The organism is Saccharopolyspora rhizosphaerae (genome assembly GCF_003931915.1).
GTDB lineage: Bacteria > Actinomycetota > Actinomycetes > Mycobacteriales > Pseudonocardiaceae > Saccharopolyspora > Saccharopolyspora rhizosphaerae.
In genome coordinates, this window is sequence record NZ_RSAA01000020.1 from 277194 (window position 1) to 291055 (window position 13862).

Consider the following 13862-nt stretch of genomic DNA (forward strand, 5'->3'; position numbering starts at 1 on the left):
CCGGTTTCGGGGCTGCAGACTTCCTCGTCATGATGAAGAGAACACGGTTCGCACTCCTGCCGGTGCTCATCGCCGTCGTGACAGCGTTGGGGCTGATCGCTCCCGCGAGCGCAGCGCGCGAGGTCGATCCGCGGCCGAGCACTGAAGAGCTCGCGCGGAAGCTGTTCGACCTGCAGCTCCGCAGCCGCGGCGAAGTCCGCGTGAAGCCGATCGGCGCCAGCAACCAGGGACGTCCGGTGTGGAGCGCTCGCGTCGGGCACGGCCCGACGCGCCTGCTCTACGTCACGCAGCAGCACGGCGACGAACCGCTGGGAACCCCTGCGGCCGTGGAATTCCTGCGCGAGGTCGGTGTCGGCAACGACCCGCACCAGCGCTGGCTGCGCGACCAGGTGACGGTCGACGTCGTCGTGCGCGCCAACCCCGACGGGCACGAGCACGACTGGCGCTACAACTACGACCCGGACGCCGAGCCGGAATTCGGTGAAGCGGGCAAGGGTTACGACATCAACCGCTACCACGACCCGGCGGTGGCGCCGGAGGACAACCCAGCGACCGAAGCGGGCCTGATCCAGCGGCACCACGCCGACTTCCAGCCCCAGGTCTCGGTCGACTACCACATGCAGGGCCGCTACGTCGGCGACGACGGACGGGAGATCACCGCGTCGCTGATGTGGCCGACGCACCCGGACGTGGCAGAGGGACCGCTGAACCTGGCCAAGCAGGTCTCCGTCGTCGCGCGGACGGCGATGGACGAGGGCGGCGCCAACGTCTCCCAGTACCCGGGAGGCGACTACCAGGGCATCGCCCGCAACGCCTACGGCCTGCTCGGCGGCGGCAGCGTGCTCATCGAGCTCAGCGACATGGGCGCCGAGCACGAGCAGTTCCAGATCTCCTCGGCCCTGGCTTCCATGCACGCGATCGCCAACGCCGCGGCCGACGGCTCCGTGAACGACGTCGACCCGGCCGAGGCCGACGCGATCCCGCCGCGAGGCGAACCCATCACCGCGGTGAACGCCCGTACGGGCGACTGAGCGACATTTCGCGCGAGATGTCGTTCGTCCGGGCAACGACATTTCGCGCGAAGTCGTTCTCCGCCCCCGGCACAGTGCGAGGGGTGGAGGGACGCGGGCGTTTTCCGCCTCGAGGCGGTTCGCCGCGGCAGCCGCTGTTCCCGGTGTGGGGGCTCAGCCCGGACCGAAACGGGTTCTGAGGCTGCGTGCTGCGTCACCCCGGCGAGGGAGGGGCGACATTTCGCGCGGAATGTCCGCCACCCCCGCTCTGGTGACGTTCGTGGCACGAGCACGCCGCGACAGCCGTTCGAGGAGCGGCGCACGGATGTCCTCCTCCCCTGCGGGGGTTGCCTCCCGCACCGCCACGCGCAGCGATCCCTAGCCTTCCAGGAGCCGGCGCAGCCAGGTGGTGCGGGCTTCGGCGGCGGACTTGCTGAGCTGCGCTTCGGGGAACATCCGGAAGCCGTGGAACCCGCCCGGCCAGACGTGCAGCTCGCAGACCCCGCCGGCCTGCCAGATGCGGGTGGCGTAGTCGACGTTCTCGTCGCGGAAGGTCTCCGCCGAGCCGACGTCGATGAACGTCGGCGGCAAGCCGGAGAGGTCCTCCGCGCGGGCCGGAGCCGCGTAGGGCGAGACGTCCTCGCCACCGCGGGCGTCACCCAGCAGCGCCGTCCACCCGACCTCGTTGGCCTGCTGGTCCCAGATCCCCCGGCCACGCATCTGGCGCGCCGACGGGGTGTCGTTGCGGTCGTCGAGCATCGGGCACTGCAGCAGCTGGCCGATGAGCTTCGGACCGTCGAAGTCGCGGCACATCAGCGCGACCGCGGCGGCCAGACCACCTCCCGCGCTGCCCCCGGTGATCACGACGCGCGCCGGGTCGAGGCCGTGCTCCGCGCCGTGCTCGGCGACCCAGCGCAGCCCGGCGTAGCAGTCCTGGACGGGCGCGGGGTGCGGGTTCTCCGGAGCGAGCCGGTAGTCCACCGACACGATGGCGCATCCCAGGTCACGGCCCCATTCCGAGCCCATGACGTCGAGCGCCTGCCGGTGGTCGCCCATGATCATCCCGCCGCCGTGGATCGAGTAGATCACCGGCAACGCCTCGGTGAGCTCGGCCGGGCGCACGATCACCAGCGGCACCTCGGGCGCGTCCTGCGGGCCGGGCACCGCGCGGTGCTCGACGGTGAAGCCCGCGGCCGCCAGCTGCTCATCGGTGGTGAACTGCCGCGACATCTCGCGCAGCCCCGGGATCTCCTCCCTCGTGAAGCCCATGCCCGTGCTGGGCATGGTCCGCAGGAAAGCCTCCAGCTCCGGGTCGAAGGGAACCGGTGGCAGAACCTCGCGCATCGCACTCTCCTCGTTGCTCGCGGCGCGGTCGCCTGCACCGCACCGGGACCGATCCAACCACCGGTCGCAACCGATTTCAGCGCACCGCCCGCGGTGCGACCAGAACGGCCTCGGCCGGCTCGTCCCGGCCGGGCAGAAACGCGGCGACGCCCAGCGCGACCAGCGCGGCCGCGCAGCCGATGCCCATGATCACCTGGAAGCCGGTCTCGGAGGGCAGGGTGGCCGGGCCGAAGTCGATGGTCAGCTGGGCCAGGACGGCCCCGGTCACGGCACTGGACACCGACGTGCCGATCGAGCGCATCAGCGTGTTGAGGCTGTTGGCGGCGGCGGTCTCCGACACCGGCACAGCCGCCATGATCAACGCGGGCATCGCCCCGTAGGCCAGGCCGACACCGGCGCCGATGACGCTGGAGACGACGACCAGCTGCCACAGCTGCGACAGGAACACCACGCCGAGCCCGTACCCGGCCGCTACGACCACGGCCCCGATCATCAGCGTCACCTTCGGTCCCCGCGCGCGGGACGTGCGGGCCGACACCGGCGACATCGCCATCATCACCAGACCGGAGGGCGCCAGCACGAGTCCCACGGCGAGCATGGTCTGCCCCAGGCCGTAGCCGGTGGCCGTGGGCAGCTGCAGGACCTGCGGGAACACCAGCGTCTGGGCGAACATGGCGAACCCGAACACGACCGAGGCGATGTTGGTCAGCAGCACCTGGCGCCGGGTGACGGTGCGCAGGTCCACCAGCGGCTCGGCGACGCGCAGCTCCCACCGGCTCCACAGGCCGAAGACCACGACGGACGCCGCGGCGAGCCCGAGGGTGGTCGCGCTCCCCCAGCCCCACGTCGCGCCCTTGGACACCACCAGCAGCAGGCAGAGCAGCCCGGCGGAGAGCCCCAGAGCGCCGACCGGGTCGAAGCGACCGCCGGAGCGCACCGCAGATTCGGGCACGCACAGCACCACGAGCACGGCGGCGAGCGCGCCGAGCGCCGCCGAGGTCCAGAACAGCACGTGCCAGTCGGTGCGTTCGGCCAGGAACGCGGCCGCCGGGAGCCCCAGCGCGCCGCCCACGCCGAGCGAGGCGCTCATCAGCGACGTCCCCGAACCGAGCCGCTCGGCGGGCAGCTCGTCGCGCATGATGCTGATGCCCAGCGCGATGACGCCGGAGGACAGGCCTTGCATGGCGCGGCCGACCACGATCAGCAGCAGCGAGGAGCTCAGCCCGCAGACCGCTGAGCCGAGGATGAGCGTGGCGAGGCTGATCAGCAGCATCCGCCGCTTGCCGTACATGTCTCCGAGGCGCCCGACGACCGGGGTGGCCACGGCGCCCGCCAGCAGCGTCGCGGTCACCGCCCAAGCGGTGTCGGCGGCGGGGGCGTGCAGCAGACCGGGCAGCATGGGCACCAGCGGCACCACCGTGGTATGGGTCATGGAGACCGCGATGCCGGCGAAGGCCAGCACGAGCACCACCGAGGTGGACCCCTGTTCCCCGTGAGCCGCGGGTTCCTCCACCCTGCCGGGAATCGCTCGCATGCTCGGGGAGCCCCTCCTCGTGTCCGCAGATGTCCCGGACACCCTATTTCAGTCAGTTGACTTAATCCAGTCGGCAGGGATAGTTTCGAGGTGGTACGAGCAAGATCACAGGGGAGGCCGGGATGACCAGCACGCTGTCCTCGGCCAGTGGACGGGACGCTCCGGCGGGCCGCCTCTCCGAACCACTGCCGCACGCGTCACCTTCGAGCGCCTCCGACCCGAGGGCGCCGTCTGCGATGTGCAGGGGCGCAGCGGAGGTCATCCGGCCCGGAGGCGTGGCCATGCCCACGGACGTCGCCGACCGCACGACCCCTCGGCGTGCACCAGCGCCTCGGGGCAGGGAGCTGCCGTCGCGCTCGACGAGATCGCGTGCACGCCACCTGCGGCACCCCGGCCTCGGCACCTGGTGATCCCGACACCCACCACGGAGCGAGAACAACCATGAAGATCACCATCGACCAGGACAAGTGCGTCGCGTCGGGCCAGTGCGTCATGGCCGCCGAGGACGTCTTCGACCAGCGGGACGAGGACGGCGTCGCCGTCCTGCTCACCGACTCGCCCAGTCCCGAACTGGCCGACGACGTCCAGCACGCCGCCGCGGTCTGCCCAGCCCAGGCCATCACCGTCGAGGACTGAGCTGATCAGGAGTCGCGTTCTCGGGGGGTGGCCACCACCCGGGAGAGGGCAACACAGCGGCTCAGCGGACTCCCCGCGCCGCTCCTGACCCACGCCGGTGCACGGCGTCGCGACCTCCTCGCCACGACACCGCCCGCGCACCCGCGGCGTTGGGTGCCGCCCGAGGCCCCGTTCGAATGTCGCGCGAAGTTCGACGGGGATCGGGCGTCACCACTCGCGCGAGGTCTGACGGGGAGACTTCGGGCGTCGGAGTTCTCGCGAACTTCGAACCCACCGTGGCGGCGGCGCGGGGGCGGAACAGCGCCTCCGTCGTATGCTCCAGCACCACCGAGGAGACGATCCGCAGCGACCGTGGGAGGCGGCCGCTGCGGGCCCTCCTCAGCCCCAGACCTCTGCCGCGGTTTCGACGATGAGCCGGAGCTTGGCCATCTGGTCGTCGTAGGTGAGGGCGTTGCCCTCCACTGTGGACGAGAAGCCGCACTGCGGGGACAGGCAGAGCTGGTCGAGGTCGATGTGCTTGGTGGCTTCCTCGATCCGGCGCTTGAGGTCGTCCTTGCTCTCCAGCTCCCCGCGCTTGGTGGTGACCAGACCGAGCACGACCCGCTTGCCCTTGGGGACGAAGCGCAACGGCTCGAACCCGCCGGAGCGGTGGTCGTCGAACTCCAGGAAGAAGCCGTCGACGTCGAGCTCGCCGAACAAGGCCTCGGCCACGAAGTCGTAGCCACCCTCCGCCACCCACGACGAGCGGTAGTTCCCGCGGCAGAGGTGGGTGGTGACGGCCATGCCCTTCGGGCGGTCGGCCAGCGCGGCGTTGATCTGCTTGATGTAGCGCAGGTGCTGGTGCTCGGCGTCCTCGCCGCGCGCGGCGATGGCAGCGCGCTGCTTCTCGTCGTTGAGGTAGGCCAGGCTCGTGTCGTCGAGCTGCAGGTAGGTGCACCCGGCGTCGGCCAGGGCGCGGACCTCGGCGGCGTAGGCGGCGGACAGGTCGCTCCAGAACTCCTCGACGTCCGGGTAGACCGACGGGTCCAGGGCCGTCTTGCCGCCGCGGTAGTGCACCATGCTCGGCGACGGGATGGTCAGCTTCGGCGTGACCCCTTCGGCGACCGAGGCGAGGTGGTTGAAGGCGTCGAGGAAGATCGGTTCCGACAGGCCGACCTTGCCCGCGATCTGCAGCGCGGCGGGCTGCCACTCGACCACGCCGTCCTCGTTCTGGAAGCGCACGGTCGTGGTCGCATCACCCTGCTTGATGCCGTCGAGCTGCAGGATGAAGTCCTGGTGCCAGTAGGCGCGGCGGAACTCCCCGTCGGTGGCCGACTGCAGCCCCACGTCCCGCTGCGCCTGGACGACGTCGCGGATCGCCTCGTCCTCAACAGCGCGCAGCTCGGCCGCGTCGATGCGGCCCTCGGCGTGGTCCTGCCTGGCTCGGTGCAGTCGCTGCGGGCGCAGCAGGCTGCCGACGTGGTCGGCGCGGAACGGGGGCTTGGCGTTGGACTTCTCCGGTCCCGTCACGGTACTCCCACTCTCGATCGACTCGCCCGGCTCGGCCGGAGCGCTTGTCCGCAGACCACTCAAACACCGCGACCAGCCCGGATCGTCGGTGCGATGACCCACCGCTCCCCCGGTGGATGTCTGGCCCGCACCACGACAAATGTCCCGGCCGCCGCAGCGCGCGGAAGCGCCGTTCATCGGCGGTGCTCGGTCAGGCGAGCTGGAAGCCCTCGTAGCCGCGGGTGGCGACGTCGTCGCACAGGCGGGCGTAGTGCGCCAGCCCTCCGGCGTAGGGCATGAAGACCCGCGGCTTGCCGGGGACGTTGGCGCCGAGGTACCAGGAGCTCTCCGCCTGCGGGAGCAGTGTTCGTCCCGCCGCTTCCCGGACCTCGCGGGCCCAGTCGCGCTCGGCCTGATCGGTGGCCTCGACGCGGTGGAAACCGTGGTCCCGCAGATGCTTCAGGCAGTCGGCGATCCAGTCGACGTGCTGTTCGATCGACGTCGGCATGTTGGTCAGCACCGACGGGCTGCCCGGCCCGGTGATGGTGAACAGGTTCGGGAAGCCGGCCACGGCCAGACCGAGGTAGCTGCGCGGCCCGTCCCGCCACTTCTCGGCGAGGGTGCCGTCGGTGCCGCGAACGTCGATGGCCAGCAGCGGCCCGGTCATCGCGTCGAACCCGGTGGCGAACACCAGCACGTCCACCGGGTGTTCGTCCTCGGTCGTGCGCACTCCTTCCCGGGTGACCTCCACGATCGGCGACTTGCGGACGTCGACGAGGGTGACGTCGTCACGGTTGTAGGTCTCGAAGTACCCGGTGTCGATCGGCGGGCGCTTGGCGGCGAACGGGTGGTCGTGCGGCAGCAGCCGCTCGGCGACCTCGGGATCGCGCACGGTCTCCCGGATCTTGTCGCGGATGAACTCCGCTGCCGTGTCGTTGGCCTCCCTGCTGGTCAGCAGGTCGTTGAAGGTCGCGCGGAAGCGCAGGCCGCCTCGCTGCCACGCCTGCTCGTAGACCTCCCGCCGCTGCTCCGGCGAGGCGTCCACGGCGTTGCGGGACGAGACGTGGAACGGGTGCCCGTTGCCGGTTTCCCGTTGCAGCGCGCGGATCTCGGGGTACTGGGCGCGCACCCACGCCTGGAACTCCTCGTCCAGCGGCGCGTTGCGCGCCGGCACGCTGAAGTTCGGGGTGCGCTGGAAGACGGTCACGTGCGCCGCCTGCTCGGCGATGACCGGAATGGCCTGGATACCGGTCGACCCGGTCCCGATGACGCCGACGCGCTTGCCGGTGAAGTCCACGCCTTCGTGCGGCCAGCGACCCGTGTGGTACCACTCGCCGCCGAAGTCCTCCAGCCCCGGCAGGTCCGGGACGTTCGCCGAGGACAAGCACCCCACGGCCGTGATCAGGTACCTCGCCCGCAGCTCGTCACCGCGCTCGGTGGTCACGGTCCAGGCGACGTCGTCGAAGACCGTCGAGGTCACGCGCGTGCTCAGCCGGATGTCGCGCCGCAGGTCGAACCGGTCGGCGACGTGCTCGAGGTAGGCAAGGATCTCGGGCTGGGCCGGGTAGCGCTCGCTCCAGCGCCACTCCTGCTGCAGGTCCTCGTCGAAGGAGTAGGAGTAGTAGTAGCTCTCGGAGTCGCAGCGGGCACCGGGGTACCGGTTCCAGTACCAGGTCCCACCAACCCCGTCCCCGGCTTCGAGCACCACGGCCGACATGCCCAGGCCTCGCAAGCGGTGCAGCGCGTAGAGCCCGGAGAACCCCGCGCCGATGATGACCGCGTCCCGCACACGACCTCCTCAGAAAACGCCTGCTGCGCAGGCCTTGTGGCCGATCCGGGAGCGACGCTAATCGCTCGGGCGGGACAAGGCCATGGTGTAGCAGACGGCCGTGCCCTCCAGCACCGTCGTGCCGTCGTCGCGGGTGACGGTGGTGGTGAGCTTGGTGATGGGCTTGTCGTCGCGGACCTCGTCGACGCGCACCCACCCGGTGAGGGTGTCGCCGGGCCGCGCGGGAGCGGTGAAGTTCCAGTTCACGTTGAGGAACACCGTGCCCGGGCCGGGAAGCTTCTCGGCCACCACCGCGTTGAGCACCGCGCTGGTGACACCGCCTTGCACGACGATCTCCCCGAACTGGGAGGCCTCGGCCGCCTCGGCGTCGTAGTGCAGCGGATTGCGGTCACCGCTGATCTGGGTGAACAGCCGGATGTCGGTCGGCCCGATGGTGCGGGACATCTCCGCGGTGTTACCGACCTGGGGTTTGCCCTGGGGCCACGGGTCGCTCATGCACGCCTCCGGATCGCTGCGAACTCCTCCCCGTGGGTACCAGCGCGAGCGGCGCGAATCCACTCACCGCGCCCGGCGCGATCCCAACGCGCGCATCGCGACCGCGCCGATGAACGGGCCCGGCGCCAGCAGCAGGAACGCGAAGCGCCATCCCACGGCCGCGGCCAGCAGCGGCACCAGCTGGATGCTCACCACCGTCAACCCGAATCCGATGGCGGTCTGCGCGGTCAGCGCGGTGCCCACGAAGCGCGGGTCGGCGGCCTCGCTCAGCGACGTCGAGAACACTCCCGAGTCGGCGATCACCGCAGCGCCCCACACCACGCAGAACACCACCAGCACGACGGGTCCGGCGTCGAAGGCGAGCGGTGACAGGGCGCAGCACGCCCCGCTGATCACCAGGGCGGTCACCGCCGCCGGGGACCGCCCGTAGCGGTCGGCACCCCACCCGCCGAGCAGGCAGCCGATCGCACCCGCGATGCCGATGGTGACGAACACGGTGATCCCGGTGGAGGCCGGCAGGTCGCGCCCGGCCTCGCTGGTCAGCAAGAAGGTCGGGATCCACGTCCACAGCGCGTAGAGCTCCCACATGTGCCCGAAGTAGCCGAGGTTGGCCAGCCGCGGCCCGCGTTCGCGGAACATCGACACCGCGTAGCGCGGGTTGTGCACACCCGCCGAGGCCGCCAGGTGCGGGCCAGGCCGCACCACGGTCACCGCCACCAACGCGCCGAGCAACGCGGTTCCCGCGGCCGCGACCAGCACCGCGCGCCACGGCAGCTCCCCGAAGCCGCCGATGAGGTGCGGCAGCGCGGAACCGACCGTCAACGCCGCGATCAGCAGGCCCATCGCCAAACCTCTCCCCCGGCTGGGCGCCCAGGAAGCCATCAGCTTCATGCCGACCGGGTAGACGCCCGCCAGGCACACACCGGTCATGAAGCGCAGCGGGATCGCCCCGGCCATGCCGTCGACGGCGCCCGCGAGCAGCAGCGTCCACCCGGCGGCCAGGGCCGCGCTGGCCGCGAGCAGCAGGTGCGGGCGGATCCGGTCGGCGAGGTTCAGCAGCGACGAGCCGACGGCGCCGGCGACGAAACCGAGCTGGACCGATCCGGTCAACCACACCGCCGCGGCAGCGCTGATCCCCCACTCCTGGCGCAGCGGGGGGACCACGGCGGACACGGAGAACCACACTGCCAGCCCGAACACCTGGACCACGGCGATCGCGCCGCGCTGCACACCCGAACGCATGTCCCGCAGTCTGCCTCACCGCTTCCGGTTGACCCGCCGGGCTCGGGGTGCTTGTGTCGAGGCGTGCTGGATCGAGAACGGATCGTGGACGCGCTGGCGACCGAGTGGGACGAGCTGGACCGGTTGCTGACCGAGCTGGACGACGCGCAGTGGGAGCAGGAGACGCCACTGCCGGGCTGGCGGGTGCGCGACATCGCCGCACACCTCATCGGCACCGAGCTGATGCTCAGTGGTGAGCCGACCCCGGACAGCGGCAAGGACGTGACCTCTTACCCGCACGTGCACAACGACGTCGGCGCGCGCAACGAGCACTACGTCGAGCACTTCCGCGAGCAGCCGCACGAGGCGGTGCTCGCCACGTTCCGCGACACCACGGCCGCACGGCTGGAGTCGCTGCGGATGATGCCGGACGAGGAGTTCCACGCCCCGGCGAAGACCCCGGCCGGCCAGGACACCTACGCGCGCTTCATGCGGATCCGGGTCTTCGACTGCTGGATGCACGAGCAGGACGTCCGCGACGCGGTGGGCCTGCCCGGGAGCGACGGCGGAGCCCCGGCGGACCTGTCGATCGACGAGATCACCACCGCGCTGGGCTTCGTGGTCGGCAAGCGCGCCAGCGCGCCGGACGGATCCCGCGTCACCTTCGAGCTCGGGTCGCGCACCCTGCACGTCGCGGTGGACGGCCGGGCGAAGGTCGTCGACTCGCTGCCCGGCGACCCCACCGTCCGGATCACCCTGCCGCTCGGCGTGTTCACCCGGCTCTGCGGCGGCAGGGTCGACCCCGCCGAGGCCCTGCCCTCGGTGTCCTTCGAGGGCGATGAGGCGCTCGGCGAGCACATCGCCAAGAACCTCGCCTTCACCATCTGAGGCCGTTCACCCGCTCCGGGGCGGTGAAGCGGATGCGGAGTCGCGCACGGAGCGAACGCAGGTTCCTGGGGGAGCGGGGTACCGGGAACGGCACCGCGCGGTGTGGCCGGAGATGCGGGAGGCGCTGCACGACACCGGCTGGCGCAACTACTCGCTCTTCCTGCGTCGTCGACCTTGTCGGGCCTGACGTGCAGGACGAAGCAGATCCGCTGCATCACGTCGCCCATCCCTGCTCCTGCTCGATCTCCTCCAAGGTCAGACCTTCGGTCTTCGGACCCCAGACGACACCGATGACACCGCTGATCACGATGAACGCGGTCAGGATGTAGGCCAGCGTCTGGAAGCCGGTCGCGGTGATGATCGGCACGAAGAAGCTCCAGAAACCGAGACCGATGCGCACCACCGCGAACATCAGACCCTGGGCGGTGCTGCGCAGCTTGGTCGGGAACAGCTCACCGGACCAGATCTGGAAGAAGTGCTGGGCGCCGAACCCGCCACCGATGCCGATGGCCACGATGTAGCCCAACGCGGAACCGAAGTTCAGCGGCAGCACCGCCAGCAGCACCATGCCGCCCGCCTGGACCACCGTGGACAGGGCCAGCATCAGGCGGCGGTTGAACCGGTCGTTGAACGGCATGAAAGACCAGCACGGTGAACACCGCGACCAGCAGGAAGTACAGGCACTGCAACCCGACGCTGGCGGCGTCGCTCTGGCTGCCGAAGGCCTTGAGCAGGTACGGCGTGTAGAAGCCGTTGGTGCCGGCGAAGAGGTTCCAGATGCCGTACATGCCGATGAGCGTCAGCGACAGCTTCAGCCCCTTGCCGCTCAGCAGCGGGCGCAGCGCCGCGCCCCACGTCACCGGACCGGATCCGGTGGCCTCCGACTCCCAGCGCGCGGATTCGCCGATGCCGTGCCGCATCCACCAGGTGACCAGCGCGACGAGGAACAGGCTCGCGAAGAGCAACCGCATGCCCAGCATGCCCAGGGGCTGCAGCAGCAGGCCGAGCGCCAGCGTCACGATCGGGCCGAGCGACCACAGGACCTGCGAGAGGCCGCCGAGCTTGCCGCGCTTGCGAGCCGGCGAGAACTCGGTGATGAGGCTCCACGACGCCGGGATGTCGGCGCCCACGGCCAAGCCGACCAGGATGTAGCCGACGAACAGCATCCAGGTGTCGACGGCGAAGATCAGCCAGAGCGTGCCGAACATGTACAGCAGCAGGTCGTAGGCGTAGATCTTCTTGCGCCCGTAGCGGTCGCAGATGTACCCACCGACCAGCGCACCCACACCGGCCGAGATCGCGTTGGAGCTCAGCGCGCCGAGCAGGCCGACGGTGCTGTCACCGAGGCCGAAGGCCGAGACCCACACGCTCAGCGCGACCGAGCCGGCGACGATCGATCCTGCGTCGATGTAGCTGGCCATCGCCGCTACGAACGACCACTTCCAGTGCTGTCGGGGTGAGGCGTTCTCGCTCTGCTGAACTCCTGCAGCGGATGAAGTCATCGTTGTCCTTCATGCAGCTCGTCGAGTCGGGACGTCGGCCGCTCCAGGGCGCAGACGACGCTTGAAACGTTTTTAGTGGCGAGCACACTAGAGAGGTGGCCCACCCGCGTCAAGAGGCTGATCGGCTCACGGGCGCGTCGGCGAGGAGCACCCGAAGACGAGTGATTGCTGGCAGGAGGCGTGCTCGTGGCGGCGCCGGAATTCGTTGGCCTTCGGAGCAGAACCTCCGCGGACGGGGTCGCACTGGGAGCCGTCACGAGAAGGACGGGTCGATGTCCAGGTTGGACATCGCCGAGCCACGTGCGGCTACCACTCCGATGACTCAAGTCCTGTGCCTGACGGTCGTACCGCAGCCGCCCGGCCGCGGAGCGCCCCTGCGCGCCCAAGCGCGAGAGGCGAAGCGCTGATCGTGGCGAGCGCCCCACACCCGCCATCACCAGCCCCTGGCCGCACAACGCTTCACACGTCGGTCACTTCCTGCAGCGCCAAGCTGCCCACAAGACCTCGAAGCGGAGACGCACTGGGGGCTTGACCACGACGAACCCGTCCGACGAGGCGATGCTTCCCACCACCTGCGGTTTCGAGACGGTTGTTGACTCGCGCTCCCGGACCCGCCTACGCTTCCTCGGAGCTTAAAACGTTTCAACCCCCTCTTCGCGTCACCGCGTCCCTCCGTCCGGAGCTGCGGTGGTGCCTCGCCCGCGATGCGCACTGGAGCCGACGATGCCTGACCAGAAGACCGTCAAAGCGGCGCTGACCAAGCAGCGGATCGAAACCCCCTCCTGGGCCTACGGGAACTCCGGGACGCGGTTCAAGACCTTCCTGCAGGAGGGTGTTCCGCGCGACCCGTTCGAGAAGCTCGACGACGCCGCCCAGGTGCACGCCTTCACCGGCGTGGCGCCCAGCGTCGCCCTGCACATCCCGTGGGACCGGGTCGACGACTACGCCGCGTTGCGCGCGCACGCCGAATCGCTCGGCCTGGAGCTGGGGGCGATCAACCCGAACACGTTCCAGGAGGACGACTACAAGCTCGGCAGCCTCTGCAACCCCGACCCGGCGGTGCGCGAGAAGGCCCAACGCCAACTGCTGGAGTGCGTCGACATCATGGACGTGACCGGCTCCGACGCGTTGAGCCTGTGGTTCGCCGACGGGCTCAACTACCCGGGCCAGGACTCCATCGCCGAGCGCCAGGAGCGGCTGTCGGAGGGACTGCGGATCGCTTACGACCGACTCGGCGAGCACCAGCGGATGTTGTTGGAGTACAAGTTCTTCGAACCTGCCTTCTACGCCACCGACGTCCCGGACTGGGGCACCTCGTACGCGCACTGCCTGGACCTGGGTGAGCGGGCGCAGGTGCTGGTCGACACCGGCCACCACGCGCCGGGCACCAACATCGAGTTCATCGTGGCGTTCCTGCTCGGGCGCGGCCGTCTCGGCGGGTTCCACTTCAACAGCCGCTTCTACGCCGACGACGACCTCATGGTCGGTGCCGCCGACCCGTTCCAGCTGTTCCGGATCATGCACGAGATCGTGCGCGCGGGCGCCCTGGAGGACTCGGCGGACGTGGCGTTCATGCTCGACCAGTGCCACAACCTCGAACCGAAGGTCCCGGCGCTGATCCGCTCGGTGCTCAACGTCCAGGAGGCCACCGCCAAGGCGCTGCTGGTCGACGGTGACGCCCTGGCCCGGGCCCAGCGCGAGGGCGACGTCCTCGGTGCCCACGCGGTCCTCATGGACGCCTACAACACCGACGTCCGCCCGCTGCTCGCTGAGGTCCGCGAGGACATGGGCATTGATCCCGACCCGATCGCCGCCTACCAGCGCTCCGGTTACGGCGAGAAGATCATCGCCGGACGCAAGGAGGGCACCCCCGCGGGCTGGGAAGCCTGAGCCACGGAAGTTCCACTGGAACCTCCCCCGGAGGCACCCACGTCCCACCGGATGCGACGGGTGGG

At 70.2% G+C, this 13862-nt stretch carries 11 protein-coding genes and 2 pseudogenes; 5 read left to right on the forward strand and 8 right to left on the reverse strand.

What is annotated here, in order from left to right; translation table 11 throughout:
* Positions 1–29 precede the first annotated feature (29 nt).
* Positions 30–1031 (forward strand): M14 family zinc carboxypeptidase, encoded by a 1002-nt coding sequence (locus EIL87_RS21340; RefSeq protein ID WP_125092343.1) that lies wholly within the window; start codon positions 30–32, stop codon positions 1029–1031.
* Between the two features lie 357 nt (positions 1032–1388).
* On the opposite strand, the gene EIL87_RS21345 is transcribed toward EIL87_RS21340, so the two are convergent.
* The gene (locus tag EIL87_RS21345; RefSeq protein ID WP_125092344.1) at positions 1389–2354 is read right to left on the reverse strand and encodes an alpha/beta hydrolase; all 966 of its coding nucleotides are present in this window, start codon (positions 2352–2354) and stop codon (positions 1389–1391) included.
* Between the two features lie 76 nt (positions 2355–2430).
* Entirely contained in the window at positions 2431–3888 is a 1458-nt protein-coding gene (locus EIL87_RS21350) for an MFS transporter (protein ID WP_125092345.1), read from the reverse strand.
* A gap of 441 nt (positions 3889–4329) precedes the next feature.
* On the opposite strand from EIL87_RS21350, the gene EIL87_RS21355 reads away from it, so the two are divergent.
* Complete coding sequence (locus tag EIL87_RS21355) at positions 4330–4524, forward strand: ferredoxin (RefSeq protein ID WP_125092346.1); 195 nt, start codon at positions 4330–4332, stop codon at positions 4522–4524.
* 378 nt (positions 4525–4902) lie between these two features.
* On the opposite strand, the gene EIL87_RS21360 is transcribed toward EIL87_RS21355, so the two are convergent.
* The 4 genes from EIL87_RS21360 to EIL87_RS21375 all read right to left on the reverse strand — a co-directional run bounded on the left by EIL87_RS21360 (position 4903) and on the right by EIL87_RS21375 (position 9538).
* A complete protein-coding gene (locus tag EIL87_RS21360; protein ID WP_233576450.1) occupies positions 4903–6033 on the reverse strand; it encodes a 5-methyltetrahydropteroyltriglutamate--homocysteine S-methyltransferase in 1131 nt (376 codons plus the stop codon).
* Between the two features lie 190 nt (positions 6034–6223).
* Complete coding sequence (locus tag EIL87_RS21365) at positions 6224–7801, reverse strand: flavin-containing monooxygenase (protein WP_125092348.1); 1578 nt, start codon at positions 7799–7801, stop codon at positions 6224–6226.
* A gap of 57 nt (positions 7802–7858) precedes the next feature.
* Complete coding sequence (locus tag EIL87_RS21370) at positions 7859–8296, reverse strand: MaoC family dehydratase (RefSeq protein WP_125092349.1); 438 nt, start codon at positions 8294–8296, stop codon at positions 7859–7861.
* A gap of 63 nt (positions 8297–8359) precedes the next feature.
* Positions 8360–9538 carry an MFS transporter gene (locus EIL87_RS21375; protein WP_125092350.1) on the reverse strand — a complete coding sequence of 393 codons (1179 nt, stop codon included), beginning with the start codon at positions 9536–9538 and terminating at the stop codon, positions 8360–8362.
* 63 nt (positions 9539–9601) lie between these two features.
* Between EIL87_RS21375 and EIL87_RS21380 the strand changes: the two genes are divergently transcribed.
* Positions 9602–10405 carry a maleylpyruvate isomerase family mycothiol-dependent enzyme gene (locus EIL87_RS21380; RefSeq protein WP_125092351.1) on the forward strand — a complete coding sequence of 268 codons (804 nt, stop codon included), beginning with the start codon at positions 9602–9604 and terminating at the stop codon, positions 10403–10405.
* A 73-nt stretch (positions 10406–10478) separates the two neighbouring features.
* Positions 10479–10571, forward strand: a pseudogene (locus EIL87_RS21385) (L-rhamnose mutarotase); the annotation flags it as partial.
* Positions 10572–10619: 48 nt separating this feature from the next.
* On the opposite strand, the gene EIL87_RS27555 reads toward EIL87_RS21385, so the two are convergent.
* Complete coding sequence (locus EIL87_RS27555; RefSeq protein ID WP_233576451.1) at positions 10620–11042, reverse strand: MFS transporter; 423 nt, start codon at positions 11040–11042, stop codon at positions 10620–10622.
* Between the two features lie 61 nt (positions 11043–11103).
* A pseudogene (locus tag EIL87_RS27560) lies at positions 11104–11907 on the reverse strand (MFS transporter); the annotation flags it as partial.
* 723 nt (positions 11908–12630) lie between these two features.
* Here EIL87_RS27560 and rhaI point away from each other — a divergent pair.
* A complete protein-coding gene (gene rhaI, locus EIL87_RS21395) occupies positions 12631–13797 on the forward strand; it encodes an L-rhamnose isomerase (RefSeq protein ID WP_125092352.1) in 1167 nt (388 codons plus the stop codon).
* Positions 13798–13862 lie beyond the last annotated feature (65 nt).

Bases quoted from the DNA above. Each gene is read 5' to 3' on its own strand.
- EIL87_RS21340 (WP_125092343.1), top strand. From the start codon at position 30: ATGATGAAGAGAACACGGTTCGCACTCCTGCCGGTGCTCATCGCCGTC.
- EIL87_RS21345 (WP_125092344.1), bottom strand. From the start codon at position 2,354: ATGCGCGAGGTTCTGCCACCGGTTCCCTTCGACCCGGAGCTGGAGGCT.
- EIL87_RS21350 (WP_125092345.1), bottom strand. From the start codon at position 3,888: ATGCGAGCGATTCCCGGCAGGGTGGAGGAACCCGCGGCTCACGGGGAA.
- EIL87_RS21355 (WP_125092346.1), top strand. From the start codon at position 4,330: ATGAAGATCACCATCGACCAGGACAAGTGCGTCGCGTCGGGCCAGTGC.
- EIL87_RS21370 (WP_125092349.1), bottom strand. From the start codon at position 8,296: ATGAGCGACCCGTGGCCCCAGGGCAAACCCCAGGTCGGTAACACCGCG.
- EIL87_RS21375 (WP_125092350.1), bottom strand. From the start codon at position 9,538: ATGCGTTCGGGTGTGCAGCGCGGCGCGATCGCCGTGGTCCAGGTGTTC.
- EIL87_RS27555 (WP_233576451.1), bottom strand. From the start codon at position 11,042: ATGCCGTTCAACGACCGGTTCAACCGCCGCCTGATGCTGGCCCTGTCC.
- rhaI (WP_125092352.1), top strand. From the start codon at position 12,631: ATGCCTGACCAGAAGACCGTCAAAGCGGCGCTGACCAAGCAGCGGATC.